Genomic DNA, 18490 nt, shown 5'->3' on the forward strand with positions numbered 1-18490 from the left:
GGCCTGCCGAAGGGCGCAGCGCGCAATTCCGGGTCCGGCGCATGGGCAGGCGGTGTCCAGTCCCCGGAAACCATGGCGCGGGCCCAGTAATCATTCAACTGCGGGTCCAGCACGGGACTGTCAAAATCGGGGCTCTGCCGCAATTCCACGAGGTAACCCGCGCGCAACGCCAACGCCATCAGAAAAATGCAGACTATGAGCACTTTCTCGCGCCAGTCACTGCGCAGCATTGCAGTGCCGCCTCGCCCTGAGGCCACCGTCCCGGTAGAAAACATCATGACGCCGCACTCGATTCCAGTCTTTCGTAGCCAGCACATCCTGCCGGGAGACTGCCTTGCTTTTCAACGACGCTTCACTCGCGGAGGGACCCTATCGGGAATAGACACAAGGAACTCAAGGGTTTCCGGTTGAGGTTTAGGGGGGATTGATTTTCCAGGAGCTTTGGGGTATAGTCACGTCAAGCGCACGAAACAGCGTGTTGCGGGGTATGGTTTGCAGGCCGTCTTGGTCGAACACAGGAGGAGTGTCCCGTGGATAAGGTTCAGAAAACGTCAAAGAGCGCATATGTCTGGCCGTGGGCGGTTGTGGTTGCCGTTATCGTCAGCGTGGCCGCCGGCACAGCCATCGCGGGAATTGACCAGAGTGAGCCGGCCCCTGCCACGGCCACTCCGTCCGTGAGTGTGGACTTGGGCGCGCTGAGTCAGGTGGACTTCAGTACGGTGGCAGCGGCAGAGACCGTCAGCGCGGGCGGCGTAGGCGGTGCGGCAGGCGGCGGTGGTGGCGGCGCAGCCGGCGGCGGTGGTGCGGATGTGCTCGTGGCCCAGTACTAGGCTTCGCACCCAGAGACGTATTTAGAGCGGTCCCGCACGTCGTGTCTAACCGGCGTGCGGGGCGTCTTGTTTTTCCGCGAAATCTCCCCTGCTGAGGGCGCCAAGTCGCGACGGGGCCGGCAAGTCGCTTGCCTGAAGACAGGATACGGTGTATTCTGCTCTCCGTTTCGACATGTTGTGGGCAGATGGGAACGTCCCATGATCCTGGTTTCGTGTCCAAACTGCGGCTCGGAACTCCGTATCCCGGACCGATTTCGGGGGCAGAAAGGCCGCTGTCAGTACTGCAACCAGTATATTTCTGTCCCGGATTCCACAATCGCGCCGCAGTGTGCGCCGGACGAAGAGAGCAACCAGCCCGTCGGTCCCGAGCATTTCGGTCATTACAGGAAAGCGCCGGATGAGGATTGGGAAGACCCTTACGACGAGGGCCAAGGCGAAGTGGCGCTGGACGGCATCCCGGATGAGATTCTTGCCAAGCATCGCGCTCTTCTGGCGCGAAAACGCAAGCGCGCCATACTTCTGGGAGTTGCGGCGGGACTCCTGATTACAGCGGCCATCCTCGCAGCCATATTGGTTTACGAAATGGCTCGCGATAACGGAACGCCCGCGGCTCCCAGCACGACAGGAACGCCCCCCGCTGCCGCCGCGCCCGCCAGCGCGCCGGCCGTTACGGCGGCGCCTGCCGCGGCGGACGCCACGCCGCCGCAAGCGACCGCAACACCCTTACGCGTTTACTCCGTCCAGTCCGACCCGCACTATCACCGCGCGGATTGCGCCGTCTACCTCAGCGGCGCCGGGCAACGATACGAAGGTACCGTCGAGCAAGCGTCCGCCGCCGGATTCCAAACACAGTGCCCCCTGTGCAAACCCGGCGTGGCGATATCGGGCGCAGCCTCCCCGCAGCCGGTCCCCGGCACGCCCGTTACGACCGCGCCAGCACCTGTGGAGGACGCAACCGTGGTCTATGTGACCCCCACGGGCGATCACTATCACGCCCATGGATGTGCCCTGATGCAGGGCGCCTCCAATGCGATTTCCCTGGATGATGCCCGCGCGCGCGGATACCAGCCTTGCAGCCGGTGCCTGCGGCCCGCCGTTCCGTGAAACGGTGTGCGCGGAAACGCTTCTTCCCGGTGTTTGGAAACCTGGTTTCTCCGGTGATATCATCTCCCGCGCATGAACGAGTTCGTTTATAACAGCACAGAACAGCGGCAGTTACGGCGGCTGCCCCGCGACCTCATCCGCGCCCGCGAACTCCTGCGGGACCTCGTCTCGAAAAACCTGCGCGTGCGCTACCGCTACGCCGTCATGGGGTTTCTATGGGCCATATTTGAACCTTTGGCCCTCATGCTCGTCCTGACTTTCATCTTCACATTCATTTTCTCCGGGCGCGCGCCCGTTTCCGGACAGGAAAACACGCCCTACGCCGTCAGCCTTCTGTGCGGCCTCATCTTCTGGCAATTCACGGCAACCGCTCTCACGAGCGCAACCCAATCGCTCATCGACAACCAGAACCTGGTCAAGAAGGTCCACTTCCCGCGTGAGATTATCCCCATCGCCGCCACAGGCTATCCGCTGGTCAATCTGGGCATTGGTTTTGTGATTCTGCTGGCCCTTCACGTTATCTCGGGCGGTATTATCAGACTATCTTTATTGTATTTTTGCATCGTTTTTGGCTTGCATATAGCCGCTCTTGTCGGGCTCGCGATGCTGCTCGCCTGCGCCAATGTACTCTATCGGGACATCGGCTACATGACCAGCGTCGCCGTCGTGTTCGGCTTCTACGCCTCACCGGTTTTCTATCCGCTTGAATTCGTCGTCCGGTTGACGGACCTGCCCGCTTGGGTGGAGCCGTGGTATCCGTGGCTGGTGCGTCTATACCTCTTGAACCCAATGGCGGAACTGCTGACGGCGTACCGGCAAATCCTGTTTGAGTGCCGCTTTCCGGACCTTTGGCTCCTGGCATGGCCATCGGTCACGGCGGTCGTCGCGCTCGGCTTGGGCGCGTACGTATGCCGCCGCACCGGCCCCACCCTTTCGGACTATCTGTGATGTCCGTCATTGACATCAAGCATGTAACCAAGGTCTATCCGGCACGGCGCGGCACGCGCGTCATGCTCGGGCGCGGCGGTTTGGGCGACTGGCTGCGCGGGCGGAAAACGGCGACGTTTGCCGCGTTGCGGGACATCTCCCTGGAGGTGGGGCCGGGCGAATCACTGGGTATCATCGGCCGGAACGGCTCGGGAAAGAGCACCTTGCTGAAGATTCTGGCGGGCGTCACGCTGCCGACCAGCGGCGAGGTCATCGTGCGCGGGCGCGTGGCGTCCCTGCTGGAACTCGGCGCGGGTTTCCATCCCATGCTGACCGGGCGCGAGAACGTCTACTTGAACGCGGGGCTGCTGGGCATGCGCCACGCGCAGGTGGACGAGGTCTTCGACCAGATCGTCGCGTTCTCCGGTATCGGCGAATTCATCGACCAGCCCGTGGACACTTACAGCAGCGGCATGTACGTGCGCATCGGATTCGCCGTCGCCGCGCACACGAACCCGGACATTTTCCTGGTAGACGAGGTGCTGTCCGTCGGCGACGAAGATTTTCAGCGCAAGTGCCGCCGCCGGATTGGCGAACTGCGCGAGCAGGGCAAGACCATCGTTTTCGTGTCGCACGACCTCGGCACAGTCAACACGTTGTGCCGGCGCGTCGTGCTGTTGAACAAGGGCGAGATGGTCGTCCGCGACACCCCGCAGAAGACCATCAATTTCTATCTGCGGCAAGTGGGCCGCGACCGCGGCGTTCACACGTTCACCGACGGCGCCATCGAGGCCATCCACTGCGACGGGAGGCTCTCGCTGTTCGCGCGCCAGGAGGAGATCACTGCGTCCACCGGCTGCCAGATGGCTCTGACCTCGCTTGGCCAGCGGCACTTCTCGTCCGACGCGGAATGGGAGCTTGCCGAGGCCGGTGAGTCATGCTGCCGCGCGCAGGGTCGCATGACGCGGCTGCCCGTGCGTTTCGACTGGCGCATGGAACTCGAGGCCGGGCGCCTGACCTGGCATGCCGCCATAGAATGCGAACACGCGGTGGAGCTTTCGCTCATCGAACTCATGATCTGCCTGCCCACGTCTTACCTGCACTGGCTCTACGGCGATTACGCCGGGCGCTTCCCGGATATCCTCCCCGCTGACAGCGGCTGGAACGTGGTTGTCGCGCCCGAGGTCTCCGCGCATGAAGCCGCCGCGTTGCCCGAGGAGGGCGCGGCGTTGCCACCGCTGATGTTCCGGTTAACGCCACACCTGCCGCACATGGCGCTCTACTGGGCCAATTCGGAATACGTGTCGTTCAGCCGCTTGTTGATTCCATATGCCAGGTTTCCGGAGGAAAACTGCGTTTTTTCCGCAGGACGGCACGACATAGTGACCTTGACGATTGACACCACAACCGACCGGGCGCGCATTCGGGAGCGCATGCGCACGGAGCGGTCCCTGCAGTCCGGACGGCTGACCGCCCGTTTCGAACTGGGCAAGGTGCGCGTCAGCTATGATGAAGAAGAACTCACCGCGGCGCTGCATCTCTACTCTTCCATACTCATGGAACATCTGTGGCACGACAGCATCAGCCTGCAATGGAGCGCCGTGCGCTCGGATGGGCGCCGGCTTGCGGTCTCGGGTGTTTCCCGGCGCTTCCCGTTCCGGCAGGACTGGGAAATGGAAGCGGTCGAAGGCGGCTTCGCCCTGCGCATCTGGGTCGAGGCGCTTGAACCGTTCGACGCGCAGGAGTACCACGTGTCGGCGGTACTTCGCGCCGAGTACGAAAACTGGGAGACCGACCACGAATCGGGGGTGTTTCCGCCCTTTGACCGCGCTATGAGCATATGGAAACACCTGAATCGCACGTATGCGCCCGGCTGCCGCGCGCAAGCCTTGAGTTCCCGTTTGCCGTCTGTTATTTTCGAGGTGACGGCGCAGGACATGGGTTTCCGGATGACGCCCCTGAATACGGGGCATGACCAGCACGCGCGCGTGTTGCAGGCGTTGCGCCCTTCGGATATGAGTCCGCTTCATTTCGACGCGGGCCGGCATTTGTATTTCTCGGGCAGGCTGCTCATCAGCCCCTGCGCGGAGCCGCAGGTGCGACAGGCCCCGTTCGCCCGATAACCGGAGTCTTCCAAATGGCGACATCGGCGCAGCCCCACAGCGGCGTTGTTCAGGCAGGCGCACCCGCGGCGGACGCACTCGCGCGCGGCTATAAGAAAACGAAGAAACGCACACTGAACCGGCGCGGCGTCATGTGGCTTGGCCAGACCTGCAATGCGCGGTGCTACTTCTGCTACTTCATCAATCGCATCGAGGACCACAAACACCCCGAACATCCCTTCATGTCGCTTGAGAAGGCCAAATTGATCTGCTCGACTCTGCGCTATTTCTACGGCAATACGGCCATCGACATCCAAGGCGGCGAACCCACGATCTTCAAAGGCATTTTCGAGTTGATCCGGTATTGCCGCGACATCGGCCTCTACCCCACGCTCATCACTAACGGGCTGATGCTCGGCAAGCCCGGCATGCTCGAAAAATTCCGCGACGCCGGCATTCGCGATTTCCTGGTCAGCCTGCACGGGGTGGGCGAGGTGCATGACGAGGTCGTCGGCGTGAAGGGCGGCTACCAGAAGATCACCGCCGCCATCGAGCGCATGCGCGAACTGGCAATACCGTTCCGCTTTAACTGCACCATGTCCGAGCCCGTGGTGAAGATCCTGCCCGAGGTGGCGCAAAAGGCCATAGCCTACGGCGCGCTCGCGGTGAACTTCATCGCGTTCAACCCCTTTGGCGACCAGCAGACCGGCACGCGCACCGCACGCAACGTCGCCCGCTATTCCGACATCAAGGCGCAATTGACCAAGGCAATGGACATGCTCGAGGAGGCGGGAATCGAAGTGAACGTGCGGTATCTGCCGCTGTGCATGGCGGAACCCCGGCACCGAAAGAACTTCTACAATTACAAGCAGCTCAGCTACGATCATCACGAGTGGGATTACGCGAGCTGGTTGTGGACCATGATGCAGACGCAGATGATGCGCGACGGGGGCACCACGCCGCCGTTCCACATCGGCTACCGGTCGCATGAGTTGTACAAGCGCGACCCGCACGCGCTGGTGACGCTGTGCGCGGCGCAGCCGTTCAAGATGGGGCTCAAGTTCCGCGCGCAACGGTTGCTCGCCCGGCTCCGCCAGCTGCGCCGGGGCAAACCCGCAATCTACGCGGAAGAAGCCGAACAGCGCGCGCGGGACGACTGCGCGTATAAATACCACGAGGCGTGCCAACAGTGCCATGCGAGACACATCTGCGACGGTTTCCATGGCGACTACGCGGGTTTCTTCGGCACGGATGAGGCCGCGCCCATTGCCGATATGCCCACTACGAACGACCCGCTGCATTTCATCAAAGACCAGGAAAAACTGGTCGAACCGGAAGACGAGCACTGGGCGCTATGAATCAAGGTCCGGGGAAAGGCGCGGCCGGGACACCCTCGTGGGGACCGGTGCCCTTCGGGGGCAGATAGGCACGCACCGCTATGGTGACCATGCAAGACGCGGAAACGGCAACCCTGTGCGCCGTCGATCAGGCGCTCGCACCCGTGCGCGGGCTCATTTCGACGGAAAACGCGCGAAGCCGCCCGTTCGCGCTTGCGGACCTCAAGAAATGGTTCCGGCTCAACGCGGTCATTTTCAAGGTCGAGAAAGTCGACATCCGCCCCGGCGGCGCGACCATCGGCCTGTTGCCGGAATTGCTCGCGGCCGCCCGGCAAGAAGGCCTGCGGGCATCCCTGCGTGTTGCGCCGCCTCTCTCCCCTGCCCTGCTCGATTTGGCGCCGCCCCGGGAACTGCTGGATGTCTTTATTTGTGCTTCCGGCCGCGACACGGACTGGTTCAAGACATGGATCGCCGCGGCCGTGCGGGCAAGTATCCCGGTACGGGCACAGGTCGAGGTCCCTCTCGCCGCATCGGAAGTGGGAATATTAGAAGAGACCTTCGCGAATGCGTGCGCGGTCAATATTGCCGCCTCCGAGCCTTTTTCGCAGGCCGGCCTGTCTCCACGCGATGACGGCGCGGAGCAAATCGATCTCCTGAACAGCCTTGCGCGCCGGCTTTCCGGCCGGGGCGTGGAAACTCATCTCATCGGCCTGCCCTTCTGCCTCGTCCAGGAAGACAATCTCTCTTGCGCCGTCAATTCACAGCAGTTCCACCTCGACCACCCGCATTACCAGCGGCGTTCCTACGAAATGGCGCTGCAGATGCACGCGCTTGGCCCCGCATGGATGGGCAAGGCCGTCGAAAACCGGCTGGCCCGCGCCACTTCCGTGCATAACGCGCTGGACCAGCGCCTGTTCCCCTGGATCCTCGAACACCCGAAGGTCTACGCGCGCGTCTGGATGCTGCACAAGCTCACGCGGCATCTGAAACGCCTCCGGCGCGCCGAGCGCGCCCTGCCAGAGGAGATGACCGCCGCGCAAGCCGAAATCGAGCGTCTCCGCCGCAAGGCGCTGCGCGACCTCGCGCCCGCTTGCCGCGCGTGCCGTTACCGGCGTATCTGCGACCATGAGACCGAATCGTTTCGCGCGCGGTTTCCCAGACTGCGCGCCCGCACAATCCCGGGGGACCCGATTGTATCGCCCTTGCAGTATCTGCACGGCCGCGCACGCCACTATGACGCGGTAGACGCCGCGCGCCTGCAATTGCCCGAGCACCTGAACGCCCTGGCGGCGGCGGCATGCGCCATAACCCTGCGCGAGCCGCATACGCGGGAGATCGCGGCGGATTCCTACGATATCGAGGGCCGCTTCACTCATCACATGCCCGGCGCGATCCGCTGGTGCTCTTTTGCGCCCGGGGAAATGCGCAGCACGCCGCTGACGCGCATCGAGCCGCCGTTCACCATGACCCTGACCTTCGGCGGGGGCATCGCGGAGCACATCGGTTTCGCCTTTGGGCGGCATGCGAAGATCATGTGCCCTATGATCGACTACACGCACCGGCTCACGCTGCATGTCGATGCGCTCGGCCATTACGTGCTCCTGCGCGACAACGTGCTCGTGCGCCCAACGGAATTCGAGGGCGAACGCCGCCTGCCCCAACGCCTTGCGGGCTGTCTCGAGCCCCGGGTCGTAGTCAACAACGTCGACGGTTTCATCGTGACGCAGACGCTGCTCCTCTGGGAGCGCGGGCCGGACGCCGCCGCGGACTGGAACCGCATCCGCTATTCGGTGATCATCATCAATACGCGTTATGCGCGGCGATTGCAGGCGGCGCTCCTCGCATTGGCGCACCAGCGCGATTTCGACATGAGCCGCGTCGAAATCGTCGTGGGTTATGTGCCCGGCATTGACACCACGGACGACCTGATCGATTCGCTGCGCCTGAGCCATCCCGGCCTGCGCATTGTCCGCGCGCCGTTTTCGCCAGACAACGTGCGGTCAAAGGGATTCATGATCAACGAATGCGCGCGCATCGCGTCCGGCGCCTGGATCGTATTGCTTGACGCCGACATCATCGTTCCCCCGGATTTCTTCGCCGAAATCGACCGTCACGCCGACCGCACGCATTTCATCGCGCCGGACGGACGCAAGATGCTCTCGCCCGAAACCACCGCGCGCGTCTTGCTGGGCCAGGTGCGCCCGTGGGAATGTTTCGACGAACTCGCGGCAGCCGCGCCGGAATACCGGTTCCGGGAAGCGGTCCGCATACCGATCGGGTTCTGCCAATGCGTAAGGCGCGAGGTGATCGAGAAAGTGCCATACCACGAACTCGATCATTTCGAAGGTTCCGACTGGATGTTCGGCAAGGCGGTCGTCGTGCATTTCGGCCCCGAGACACGGCTCGAAGGAAAGGTCGTGCTGCACCTGGACCACGCGGGCAGCCAGTGGTACGGCGCGCCGAAGCAGCTCTGATGCCGCCTGCCTACTGCGCCTCGAGATAATCAAGCAATATCCGCGCGTTGTGAACGAACACGCTCGTATGCACCAGCATCTGGTCCGGATTCGCCTTGAATTCCCGGAGTACGGCGCGCTCGCTGTCCGCAGGCGCGGACAGCCATTCCCCCGTTCCCGTAATCGCGTCACAGACCGCCGCCACGCGTTCGGCGAGTTCCGCCCGCGTGCCGGGGCTTTCCGGCGCCGCCTGTTCGCGCAATACCGCATCCCGCCCCCTTGACCGGATCTCTTCATATAACGCTTTCGCGCGGTATGGGTACCACTCACCCCGCCAACTGTAGCCGCCGCGCGCCCCCGCGGCGTCGTAGACAACGACTCTGTCCTTCGGATGCCCGTAGATGGGCCGGTGCGTGCCCGGTTCATAGAGCCGCGCCCATTTCCCGTCCTGCAGACGGCTTTCCTCGTACCAGGCGAACGCCCGCGGCAACGGCTCCAGGAAACGGTCCTCGCCCGTGACGAGATAGAGTTCGGCCAGCACTTCACAGACTTCCGCGCTTTCTGCCGGGGTATAACCGGGCGGTTCAAACGTGCGGGCCCACGCGGGCTTCAGGGTTTCCGGGTCGTATTGTTGCGCCCAGGCGGCCTCGCCCGGCCCGCCCTGCAGCCGAAGAATGCATGCGCCGCCGCGATGCGCCGCCTCCAGATATCGCGCATCACCCAGCAGTTCATAAAGGCGCAGCAAGGCGCGAATGACGTTCACCATCGCATTGTCATTCAAGGTAATGCAGTGGTCGTAATCCGACCCGCCGGGCGGATAGGCCTGCGGCCACCCGCCGTTCTCGTACTGGGACAACAGCAGGAACTCGCCCACGCGGCGGACCAATTCCAGGTCTTCCTCCGCGTTTGTGTATTGCCGCCACGCAATGAGAAAACGCAATGCGCCGGTGGTCACATCGTCGTCGAAAGTCCCTCGTTTCCGCCATTCCCTGTCCACGGGGCCTTCATGCGGAAACCCTCCTTCCGGCGTCATAATCCTGGCAAGGGCGTTCCGCGCCGCACGCGCCGGTTCCGCGAGGGCCGGGTCCCGCAGCGTTTCAGACGCGCCGAGGAAGATACCGGCCACGCCGGGCGTCGCGGGCGGCTGCACGGTAATCCAGTGCCGCGGCACCGGCCGGTACTCGCCCCACATGACGGAGTCGTCCTGCGCGTACGACGTGCCCCATCCGCCGCCGCACTGACGGACAGTCATCGCGGCCAGCGACTTGCGCAGCGTTTCTTCCGCGCGCACCTGCAAATCGGCGGGCGTCGCGGCCGGCGCGCTGAGAACAGCCAAGAGGAACAGCACACCTTCCATCATCATGACCCACTCCTCAGGAATCGGGAATCGTGCCTTATCTGAGACCATTCTGTGCGGCCAAGTGCTTCGCCAGGCGCTTGGCAAGCCCGATGATCGTGAGCACCGTGGGACGTCCCAGCGCCTCGGGAAACACGCTCGCATCGCAGACATACAGCCCCGGCGTTTCCGTGCGCAGGTTGGTGTCCACGAGGGCGCCAAGGCGCACGGTGCCGCTCGGGTGCGTGCCCCGCTGCGGCGTAACGTACAGCGTCGCGGGGTCCGCCCCCGCTTTCAGCAGGATGTTCCGGCATACCTCTTCGGCGCGCCGCATGCGGTCCGCGTCGTCGCCCACCATGGGCTTGCTGATGGTCCCGTCGGGAAACACCCCCCCCGAGATGTTGTCTTTCAATTTGATCATGACGCCCAGCAAACGGTCCCACTGCGTCCAACGGAGCGTGTGGCCAAGGCCCTTGCGCATGGCAATGAGCGGATACATGAGCCACGGGTCGGCGAGCGTGCTCAGCATGTAGCCCTCCGCTTCGTTCTCCCACGACCACGTCATCGGCGGCTCGCGCCCGATGCCCGGCTCTTTGCCAAACCCATAAACCATAACGGTCGTGTCCATCGTCATGCCTGTCCCCGCCTCGCGGAAACCCGATGCCTGCAGGATGCGCGGCGTGCCAATGCCCCCGGCAGCCAGCACGACGGTACGCGCGCGCACGGTGAAGGGCCTGCCTGCATACCGGCCTTCGACGCCCGCACACTGACCGTCCTCCAACAGGACGCGGTCCACGCGGGCGCGGGTGATCAGCGCCGTTCCGGCGGCCACGGCTTCGTCGGCGTACTCGCCCGCGTTCCACTTCGCGCCGCAGCGGCAACCGAGCATGCACCGGGCGCCGCACCTGAACGCGCCATGGGCCCGTCCGGGCCGCAGGAACTTGGCCTGCGGCTCCCAGGGATAGCCAAGGTCCCGTGCGGCTTGGGCAATCCGCGTGGACGCATCGCCGCGCAAATGCCGCGGCAGCGGTGCGATTTCCAATTCCGCGGCGGTTGCCGCCGTTTCGGCCTCGATATCAACGCCGTAGCGGTTCTTGAGCCAGGGAGGCGGCGGGGAAGCGCACCCGCAGAACATGCTGGTCGCGCCGCCGACGATCAATGGCCGCACGATGTTCAGCCCTTCCTTCGTGAACAAGAGACTTGCCCGGTCGGAATAGAGTAATGCCCCGAAGTACGTGCCATAGTAGAACCGTTTCCGGTGGTCGCCACCCCGCTCGAGCAGGACCACGCGCCGGCCCGCCCGCGCGAGTTCGCGCGCGGCCGTCGCGCCGCCGGGACCCGAGCCCGCAACCACCACGTCTGCGTCCAGTGTCATCCTCGCCATGGGCGTGTTCCTCGTTAGACTTACAGAGTACTTCACAACCACTGCCGCGGGAAACCCGAGCCGCCGGCAATTTGCTATCCTTCCCCCGCAAGGGTAATGATTCCGCTCCGGCGTTCGCAATTTGCGTCCTTCTTTCCCTGAATCCCGGCAAGGAGACGGCCATGACCGAAAAATTCAGATGGGGCATCTGCGGGACGGGCGGTATCGCCCACGCATTCGCTCACGGCCTGCAGGCGTTGCCCGACGTGGAGCTCGTCGCCGTGGGTTCCCGAACGGCCGCCGCCGCGGCGCGATTCGGCCAGGAATTCAACGTGCCGCGCCGACACGCCTCCTACGAGGCGCTTGCCGCGGATCCCGGGGTCGACGCGGTCTATGTCGCAACGCCGCACCCGTGGCACAAGCCCAACACCATCCTGTTCTTGAAATCGGGCAAGGCGGTGCTGTGCGAGAAACCCTTCGCAGTCAACCGTAAAGAAGCCGAAGAAATGGCGGCCACGGCGCGCGCCGAGCGCCGGTTCCTTATGGAAGCAATGTGGACCCGCTTCCTGCCAATGCTTGTGCAGACGCGCGCCTGGCTGGCTTCCGGCAGCATCGGCGACGTGCGCATGGTCCAGGCGGACTTCGGGTTCCGCGCGAGTTGGGATGAAGAAAGCCGGTTGCTCGACCCCGAGCTGGCGGGCGGCGGCCTGCTCGACGTCGGCGTATACTGCGTGTCTTTGGCGTCGATGGTCTACGGCCGCGAACCCAGCCGCATTACAGGGTTTGCGCATCTCGGGCACACCCGGGTGGATGAACAATCCGCCGTGGTCCTGGCGTACGACGGCGGTGCGTTGGCGCTGCTCTCGAGCGCGGTGCGCACCAACACGCCGCAGGAAGCCGTCATAATGGGTACCGAAGGCATGGTCCGGCTGCACCCGCCCTTCTGGCGCGGCGATCGCGCGACCCTTACCGTTCATGACAAGAGCGAACAGGTGTACGAATTCCCCCTGCAAGGAAACGGGTACAACTACGAGGCGGCGGAAGTCGCGCGATGCGTGCGCGAGGGCCGCCTCGAATCCCAAACCATGCCCCTGGACGAATCCTGCGTTATCATGGGCGTGATGGACGCCATACGCGCCCAGTGGGGGCTGGTCTACCCCTGCGAATGCCCCTAGACCGGCACAAACGGCGGCAAGGAACACAGACGATGCAGTACGGCCGAATCCCAGGCGTGACCAAGCCCGTCTCCCGGCTCATCCAGGGCGGTATCATGCTTAATTCCGAGGATGAGGCCGCCGGGTACGCCCTTATGGACGCCGTCTTCGCGCTCGGCTGCAACACCATCGACACGGCGCATGTCTACGGTACGGGCGACTGTGAGCGGGTTCTTGGGCGCTGGATCGCGTCGCGCGGAATCCGCGACCAGCTCGTGATCCTCGACAAGGGCGCGCATCATAACGCCGACCGGAAACGCGTCACGCCCTTCGACATCACCGCGGACATTTACGACTCCCTGGCACGGCTGAAGACCGATTATATCGACCTGTACCTGCTGCATCGCGACGACCCCGCCGTTCCCACCGGTCCGATCGTCGAGACGCTGCACGAACACCAGCGCGCCGGTCGCATCCACGCCTACGGCGGCTCCAACTGGACCACGGACCGCATCGCGGCGGCCAACGCCTACGCAAGGGACCACGGCCTGACGCCGTTTGTCGCCAGCAGCCCCCATTTCAGCCTTGCCGAACAGATTGAGGCTCCGTGGGACGACTGCATCACCATCACCGGCGCCGGGGCGCAGGCGCATCGGGCCTGGTACCGTCACGAGCAGTTGCCGCTCCTCTGCTGGTCGAGCCTGGCGGGCGGCTGGTTTTCCGGCCGACTCTCGTGCGATAACCAGGCGGAACACGCGGACACGCTGTATATGCGCTGCTACAACTGCGAAGCCAACTGGCAGCGGCTTGAACGCGCCCGGGCGCTGGGCGCCGAACGCGGGCTGAGCGCCGCTCAGGTCGCGCTCGCCTATGTCCTGCATCAGGGGTTTAACGCGTTCCCCTTGGTCGCAGCGTATTCCGGCAACGAATTCGCCGCGTGCGCCGCCGCGCTCGATGTGACCCTTACCGCAGGGGAGCTTGCCTGGCTCGACCTGCAAAGCAGCGAACGTTAACTCTGGAACCTCCTCTTTCGTTACAATATCCTGACAATTCCATGGGCCTCCATGCCGTATGCTGCTCCGGCTGAGTGGGGGCGCGGAAACAACTGAAAGTGAAAAGCATGACACGCGACAACAGCACATGTCCGCCGTTCCGCCGCTTCCTCGCCATCGTACTGCCTGTCATGGCCCTGTCGGGCGCGCACTGCGTGTTCGGGCCCGACCCGATGGAAGGTCAGGCGGCTCCGGCGTTCTCTTTGCCGTCCCTGGACGGCGAGACCGTGAATCTGGCGGACTATCTCGGCAAGAAGGTAGTGCTCCTGGACTTTTGGGCGTCCTGGTGCCCCCCCTGCCGCCAGACCATGCCGATCATCAACGCGGTCGCCGCGCAGTACGCCGGAAAAGACGCGGCCGTGTTCGCGGTGAACGTGGGTGAAACACAGGCCACGGTCCAGGCATTCATCGACGAACTGGGGCTGAATGCCGTGACCGTACTGCGGGACGAGGACGGCAGCGTCGGCGAACAGTACGGAACGCGGTCCATTCCGCGCATGATTCTCATCGACAAACAGGGGACCGTCCGCCAAGTGCACTCGGGTTATTCGTCCGGCCTGCAGGCGGATCTCTCCGAGGCCATCGACACGCTTCTCGCGGAACAAAGGTAGAGGCGACCGTGAAATTACCTTTGCTGCTGTGCATGCTGTTGGCCTGCTGCGCGGTCGCCGCGGCGCAGGGCGGCGCATCCGTCGAAGTCTGGATGAGTTCCGAAAACGGCGATTACGCGCTGTCGCAGATGCCGGGTATTCCGCTGGAAGCCGCCACGAATGAAGCAGGCATCGTCATCGACCCGCGGAAGACGTGCCAGACTATCCTCGGCATGGGCGCCTCTTTCGATCATGCCTCCTGGTACAACTGGAGCCTCCTGGATGAGGCGGCGCGGGCGGAGGTTATCCGCAAGCTCTTCGACCCCGACGCGGGCATCGGCATGAACTTGATGCGCCTGTGCATCGGCACTTCCGACTTCGCCGGAGAACCCTGGTATTCCTATGACGACATGCCTGAAGGCGAGACCGACCTTGAGCTGGACCACTTCTCGATTGACAAGGACCGCGCGTATCTCCTGCCCGCGGTCAAGGCGGCGCAGGCAGCCAACCCGGACCTGCTGTTGTTCGCGTCGCCCTGGAGCCCGCCCGGATGGATGAAAACAACGGGGACCATGCTCGCGGGCAAGTTGAAGCCCGAATATTACGGCGTTTACGCGCGGTACCTGCTCCGGTTCCTCCGCGCATACGAAAACGAAGGCGTGCCCATCCATGCACTCACGCTGCAGAACGAGCCGGCGCACATCGACCCCGCCTACCCAACGTGCCTGTGGACGGGCGAAGGACAACGGGACTTCATCCGCGACCACGTGGGGCCGTTGTTCGCCGGCGGAAATATAACCGCGAAGCTGTGGTGCTGGGACCACAACTACAACCGCCTTGAGTTCCCGCGCGCGGTTTTGAGCGATCCCGCCGCGGCACAGTACGTGGACGGCACCGCATTCCACTTCTACGAGGGCGAGGTGGAAGCCATGTCGCAATTGCGCGGCGAATTCCCGGACAAGCACCTCTATTTCACGGAAGGGTCAACGTTCCGCACGCGCGGCGCGATTCAGCTTATCGGGATTCTGCGCAATTGGGCGCGGTCTTACAGCGCCTGGGTGATTATGCTCGACGAAAACCGCAAGCCGAACAACGGCCCTCATTTTGCCAGCCGCACGTGCCTGGAGTTCGACTCCAAGACCCGCCAGGTCGCTTATCGCTTCGACTACTACATGTACGGCCAGTTCATGAAGTTTATTCACCGCGGCGCCGTGCGCGTCGAATCCACGCCCGGCACAGCGAAGTTCGATCACATCGCGTTGCGCAATCCCGGCGGCGCGCTCGTGATGGTTGCGGCCAACGCAGGCAACGCACCCCAGACGTTCCGCGCGCGTTGCGGCAAAGCAGAGTTCGCCGCCTCTTTGCCTGCGCGTTCCGTTGCAACCTTCCGCTGGATGCCTTGACGCAGCCGAAGCGAAACAAAAGGAGACCCGGTGTATGAAGATGTCGAGTATGTCCGCCTTGGCCGTCCTCCTTCTTGCCGTCGCGGCGCAAGTCGCTTTTACGGAAAACACCGGCGTTCCCGCGCCCGAAACCCCGGCGGAGCACGCGGTCCACGCCACGCTCTTGAGCGCCGCCGCGGCCGGCGACCTTTACGGCGCAATCGACTTGCTCAAGGCGGGTGCTCCGCTCACCGGCAAGAATGAATCGGGCGAAGACGCTTTCCTGGCCGCTACAAAAAGCGGCAATGCGCATCTGGTCGAAGAACTGCTGAAAGCGGGCGCCGACGTGGATGCGCGAGACCTCCTCGGCAATTCCGCGCTGCACCTGGCTGCGGCGGCCAACGACGTCTACATGATCCAGCACCTGGCCGCGCGCGCGCTCGACCTCAACGCGCGGAATGGCAATGAATACACGCCCATGCACGTGGCAGCGGAACAGGGCAAGCCGGAAGCCGTGCTCGCGCTCATCGACCTGGGAGCTAATCCCGACCTTACCCTTAAAGGTCAAGCCCAGACGGAACCCCTTTTCATGGCCGCGAAAGCGAAGCAGTGGAACGTCGTCGAAGCCCTTCGCGCCCGCGGTTTTTCCTACAGCATCACTCTGGCGGTGACCTACCGGGATTACGGGTCCCTGGAAAAGACCTTCGCCGATTCGCCCGATTCCGTCAACTACGCGGACTCCATCCCGCGCGCGGGCATGTCGCAGGGGCTGACACCGCTCATGATGGCCGTCATTATGGACGACAAGGAGATGGTCGAGTACTTGCTGAGCAAGGGCGCCGATATCCATGCGTCGACCATCACCGGCTCAACCTGTCTCGCCATCGCCGTCGACCAGAACCAATACGAGATGATCGACTTGATCCTCTCCAAGGGCGTGGACATCGACGAATCGTCCCCCGCCGCGCGCAATGAATCCGTACTCCTGCGCACGGTGCGAACGGGCACGCCGGAGATGGCCACGTACCTGATTGAGCGCGGCGCAAATATCAACTTGCTTGATTTCCGGGGCCACAGCGCACTGCACCTGGCCGTCGAGGCGAATCGCCCCGAGATGATTACCCTGCTCTTGGACAGCGGCGCGTACATCGATGCGAAGAACCGCACCGCCGCGACGCCGCTGCATCTTGCGTCGGAATTGGGCCTGCCCGAACTGGCCCAGATACTGATTGACCGCGGCGCCGACATCAACGCCCGCGACCGGCTCCGCCACACGCCGCTGGACTTGGCGGCCCTGGCGGGGAAGACGGGGATGGTCGCGGAACTCCTGCGCAACGGCGCCGACCCGCTCCTGAAAGACAAAGAAGGGTTGGATACCTTGCATCTTGCGGTAGCGTCTGGGCATCAGGAATTGACGGGATTCCTGTTGGACCAGGGCGTTGACCTGGAGACCCGGGACCGCAATGAAGCCACGCCGTTGCATACGGCGCTGGCGCAAGGGCACAAGGACCTTGCGGCCTACCTCGTGGAGCGCGGCGCGGATATTTCGGCCCGGGATGTCAACGGGCGCACGCCGCTGTTCACGGCGCTGTCGGCGGACCTGCTGGATGCGGCCAAGTTGCTCGTGGAGCGCGGCGCGGACCCGCAATGGCAGGACACGCAGGGCCGCACCCCGCTCTATGCCGCAATCGAATCCCAGACCAAAGCCTCAGCGGAATACCTGGTGTCATTGGGCGCGGACGTCTTCCGCGCCGACGGCAGCGGTTATACCCCGTTGCACATGGCGGCGGAACGCGGCGCGCCGGAGACGGTGGATTACCTGTTATCTCTCAAGCCGGACGTCAACGCGCTGGACGACCGCGGCTGGTCTCCCCTGCATGTCGCGGCGCGCCGTGGCAATGTCTTGGTTGTAAAATCTCTGGCCATGCAGGGGGCGGATATGGGCCTTAAGACCCGGGATGGGCAATTGGCGCTGCATATTTCAGCGGCGAACGGGCATTGGGGGCCTGCCCAATTGTTCGTGCTGCAGGGGATCGACATCAACGCGCCCGATGTAAACGGGGATACGCCGCTGCACCTTGCCGCCATGGGCGGCTTTCATCGTCTGGTGCGCTTGCTTATCGGACGCGGCGCGGATTTCGTTTCGGTGAATGCCGCCAACAAGACCCCCTTGACGGTGGCCATGGAACTGGCCGAAAACAGGCCGAACCCTGTCGGGCTGACACCCTATCAGATCGGCCAGATACGGGGCCTGGACCAGTGCGTGACCTACCTGCGCGCGGTAATCCTGGATGAATTGGCTCAGGCCGCGCGCACAGGGGACGTGGCTGTATTGCAGCACCTGCTCGAACGGCATCCCGAATTCGTGGATGCGGCGGTGCTGGGCACGCCGCTGATCAGTTGGGCGGCGCAGGAAGGGCACCTGGATGCCGTGGAAGTGCTCGCGGACCGGGGCGCGCGCCTGACTCCCGCACCGGATGACGTGTATCCGCGTTCGCCGCTGCACGATGCTGCCGCGCGCGGCCACGCTGAAGTGGCGCAGGCGCTTCTCGAGCGCGGCGTGGACAAGGAACTGAAGGACACCTCAGGGAAAACAGCCGCGGAACTCGCAACGGAGAACGGCTATCCCGGCGTCGCGGACTTGATCGCCGCATTCTCCCCCGCCCCGCAGACCGGGGCTGCGCCATGACCTCAGGGATTCCGGGCTTTCTCTTTGCGCGGACGCCGCGGATCGTCTTCGGGCCCGGAACCGCCAGGCAACTGCCGAAGCTGGCCGCAACGTACGGTTCTCCGGTCTTGCTTGTGACTGGCAAGGCATCCTATGCGGGCGCGGCGTGGAACGAATGCGTTGCCGGTTTCC

General features: G+C 63.9%; 14 protein-coding genes. 11 read left to right on the forward strand and 3 right to left on the reverse strand.

Annotated features, from left to right (window positions below):
• The coding region (locus KA184_01900; GenBank protein MBP8128304.1) for a hypothetical protein at positions 1–230 on the reverse strand (230 nt) is incomplete at its 3' end.
• A gap of 300 nt (positions 231–530) precedes the next feature.
• Here KA184_01900 and KA184_01905 point away from each other — a divergent pair.
• The 6 genes from KA184_01905 (at position 531) to KA184_01930 (ending at position 8774) form a co-directional block, all read left to right on the forward strand.
• On the forward strand, positions 531–830 hold the full coding sequence (locus KA184_01905; protein ID MBP8128305.1) for a hypothetical protein: 300 nt from the start codon (positions 531–533) through the stop codon (positions 828–830).
• 198 nt (positions 831–1028) lie between these two features.
• The gene (locus KA184_01910; GenBank protein MBP8128306.1) at positions 1029–1934 is read left to right on the forward strand and encodes a hypothetical protein; all 906 of its coding nucleotides are present in this window, start codon (positions 1029–1031) and stop codon (positions 1932–1934) included.
• 72 nt (positions 1935–2006) lie between these two features.
• The gene (locus KA184_01915; protein MBP8128307.1) at positions 2007–2882 is read left to right on the forward strand and encodes an ABC transporter permease; all 876 of its coding nucleotides are present in this window, start codon (positions 2007–2009) and stop codon (positions 2880–2882) included.
• Positions 2843–4984, forward strand: coding sequence for an ABC transporter ATP-binding protein (locus KA184_01920; GenBank protein ID MBP8128308.1), 2142 nt, complete (start codon positions 2843–2845; stop codon positions 4982–4984). The genes KA184_01915 and KA184_01920 overlap by 40 nt, the downstream gene beginning before the upstream one ends.
• Positions 4985–4998: 14 nt before the next feature.
• Positions 4999–6321 (forward strand): radical SAM protein, encoded by a 1323-nt coding sequence (locus KA184_01925; GenBank protein MBP8128309.1) that lies wholly within the window; start codon positions 4999–5001, stop codon positions 6319–6321.
• 80 nt (positions 6322–6401) lie between these two features.
• Positions 6402–8774: a glycosyltransferase gene (locus KA184_01930; GenBank protein MBP8128310.1), complete on the forward strand. Its 2373-nt coding sequence runs from the start codon at positions 6402–6404 to the stop codon at positions 8772–8774.
• Positions 8775–8784: 10 nt separating this feature from the next.
• Here the strand turns inward: KA184_01930 and KA184_01935 are convergent, their stop codons facing one another.
• Complete coding sequence (locus KA184_01935; GenBank protein MBP8128311.1) at positions 8785–10116, reverse strand: hypothetical protein; 1332 nt, start codon at positions 10114–10116, stop codon at positions 8785–8787.
• 31 nt (positions 10117–10147) lie between these two features.
• Positions 10148–11473: a GMC family oxidoreductase gene (locus tag KA184_01940; protein ID MBP8128312.1), complete on the reverse strand. Its 1326-nt coding sequence runs from the start codon at positions 11471–11473 to the stop codon at positions 10148–10150.
• 161 nt (positions 11474–11634) lie between these two features.
• Here KA184_01940 and KA184_01945 point away from each other — a divergent pair, with 161 nt between their 5' ends.
• The 5 genes from KA184_01945 (at position 11635) to KA184_01965 (ending at position 18319) form a co-directional block, all read left to right on the forward strand.
• A complete protein-coding gene (locus KA184_01945; protein MBP8128313.1) occupies positions 11635–12627 on the forward strand; it encodes a Gfo/Idh/MocA family oxidoreductase in 993 nt (330 codons plus the stop codon).
• A gap of 32 nt (positions 12628–12659) precedes the next feature.
• Positions 12660–13619 carry an aldo/keto reductase gene (locus KA184_01950; GenBank protein ID MBP8128314.1) on the forward strand — a complete coding sequence of 320 codons (960 nt, stop codon included), beginning with the start codon at positions 12660–12662 and terminating at the stop codon, positions 13617–13619.
• Between the two features lie 98 nt (positions 13620–13717).
• A complete protein-coding gene (locus KA184_01955; protein MBP8128315.1) occupies positions 13718–14269 on the forward strand; it encodes a TlpA family protein disulfide reductase in 552 nt (183 codons plus the stop codon).
• An 8-nt stretch (positions 14270–14277) separates the two neighbouring features.
• Positions 14278–15651 carry a glycosyl hydrolase gene (locus KA184_01960; protein ID MBP8128316.1) on the forward strand — a complete coding sequence of 458 codons (1374 nt, stop codon included), beginning with the start codon at positions 14278–14280 and terminating at the stop codon, positions 15649–15651.
• Between the two features lie 34 nt (positions 15652–15685).
• On the forward strand, positions 15686–18319 hold the full coding sequence (locus KA184_01965; protein MBP8128317.1) for an ankyrin repeat domain-containing protein: 2634 nt from the start codon (positions 15686–15688) through the stop codon (positions 18317–18319).
• Positions 18320–18490: the final 171 nt, after the last annotated feature.

The organism is Candidatus Hydrogenedentota bacterium (assembly GCA_018005585.1).
GTDB lineage: Bacteria > Hydrogenedentota > Hydrogenedentia > Hydrogenedentales > JAGMZX01 > JAGMZX01.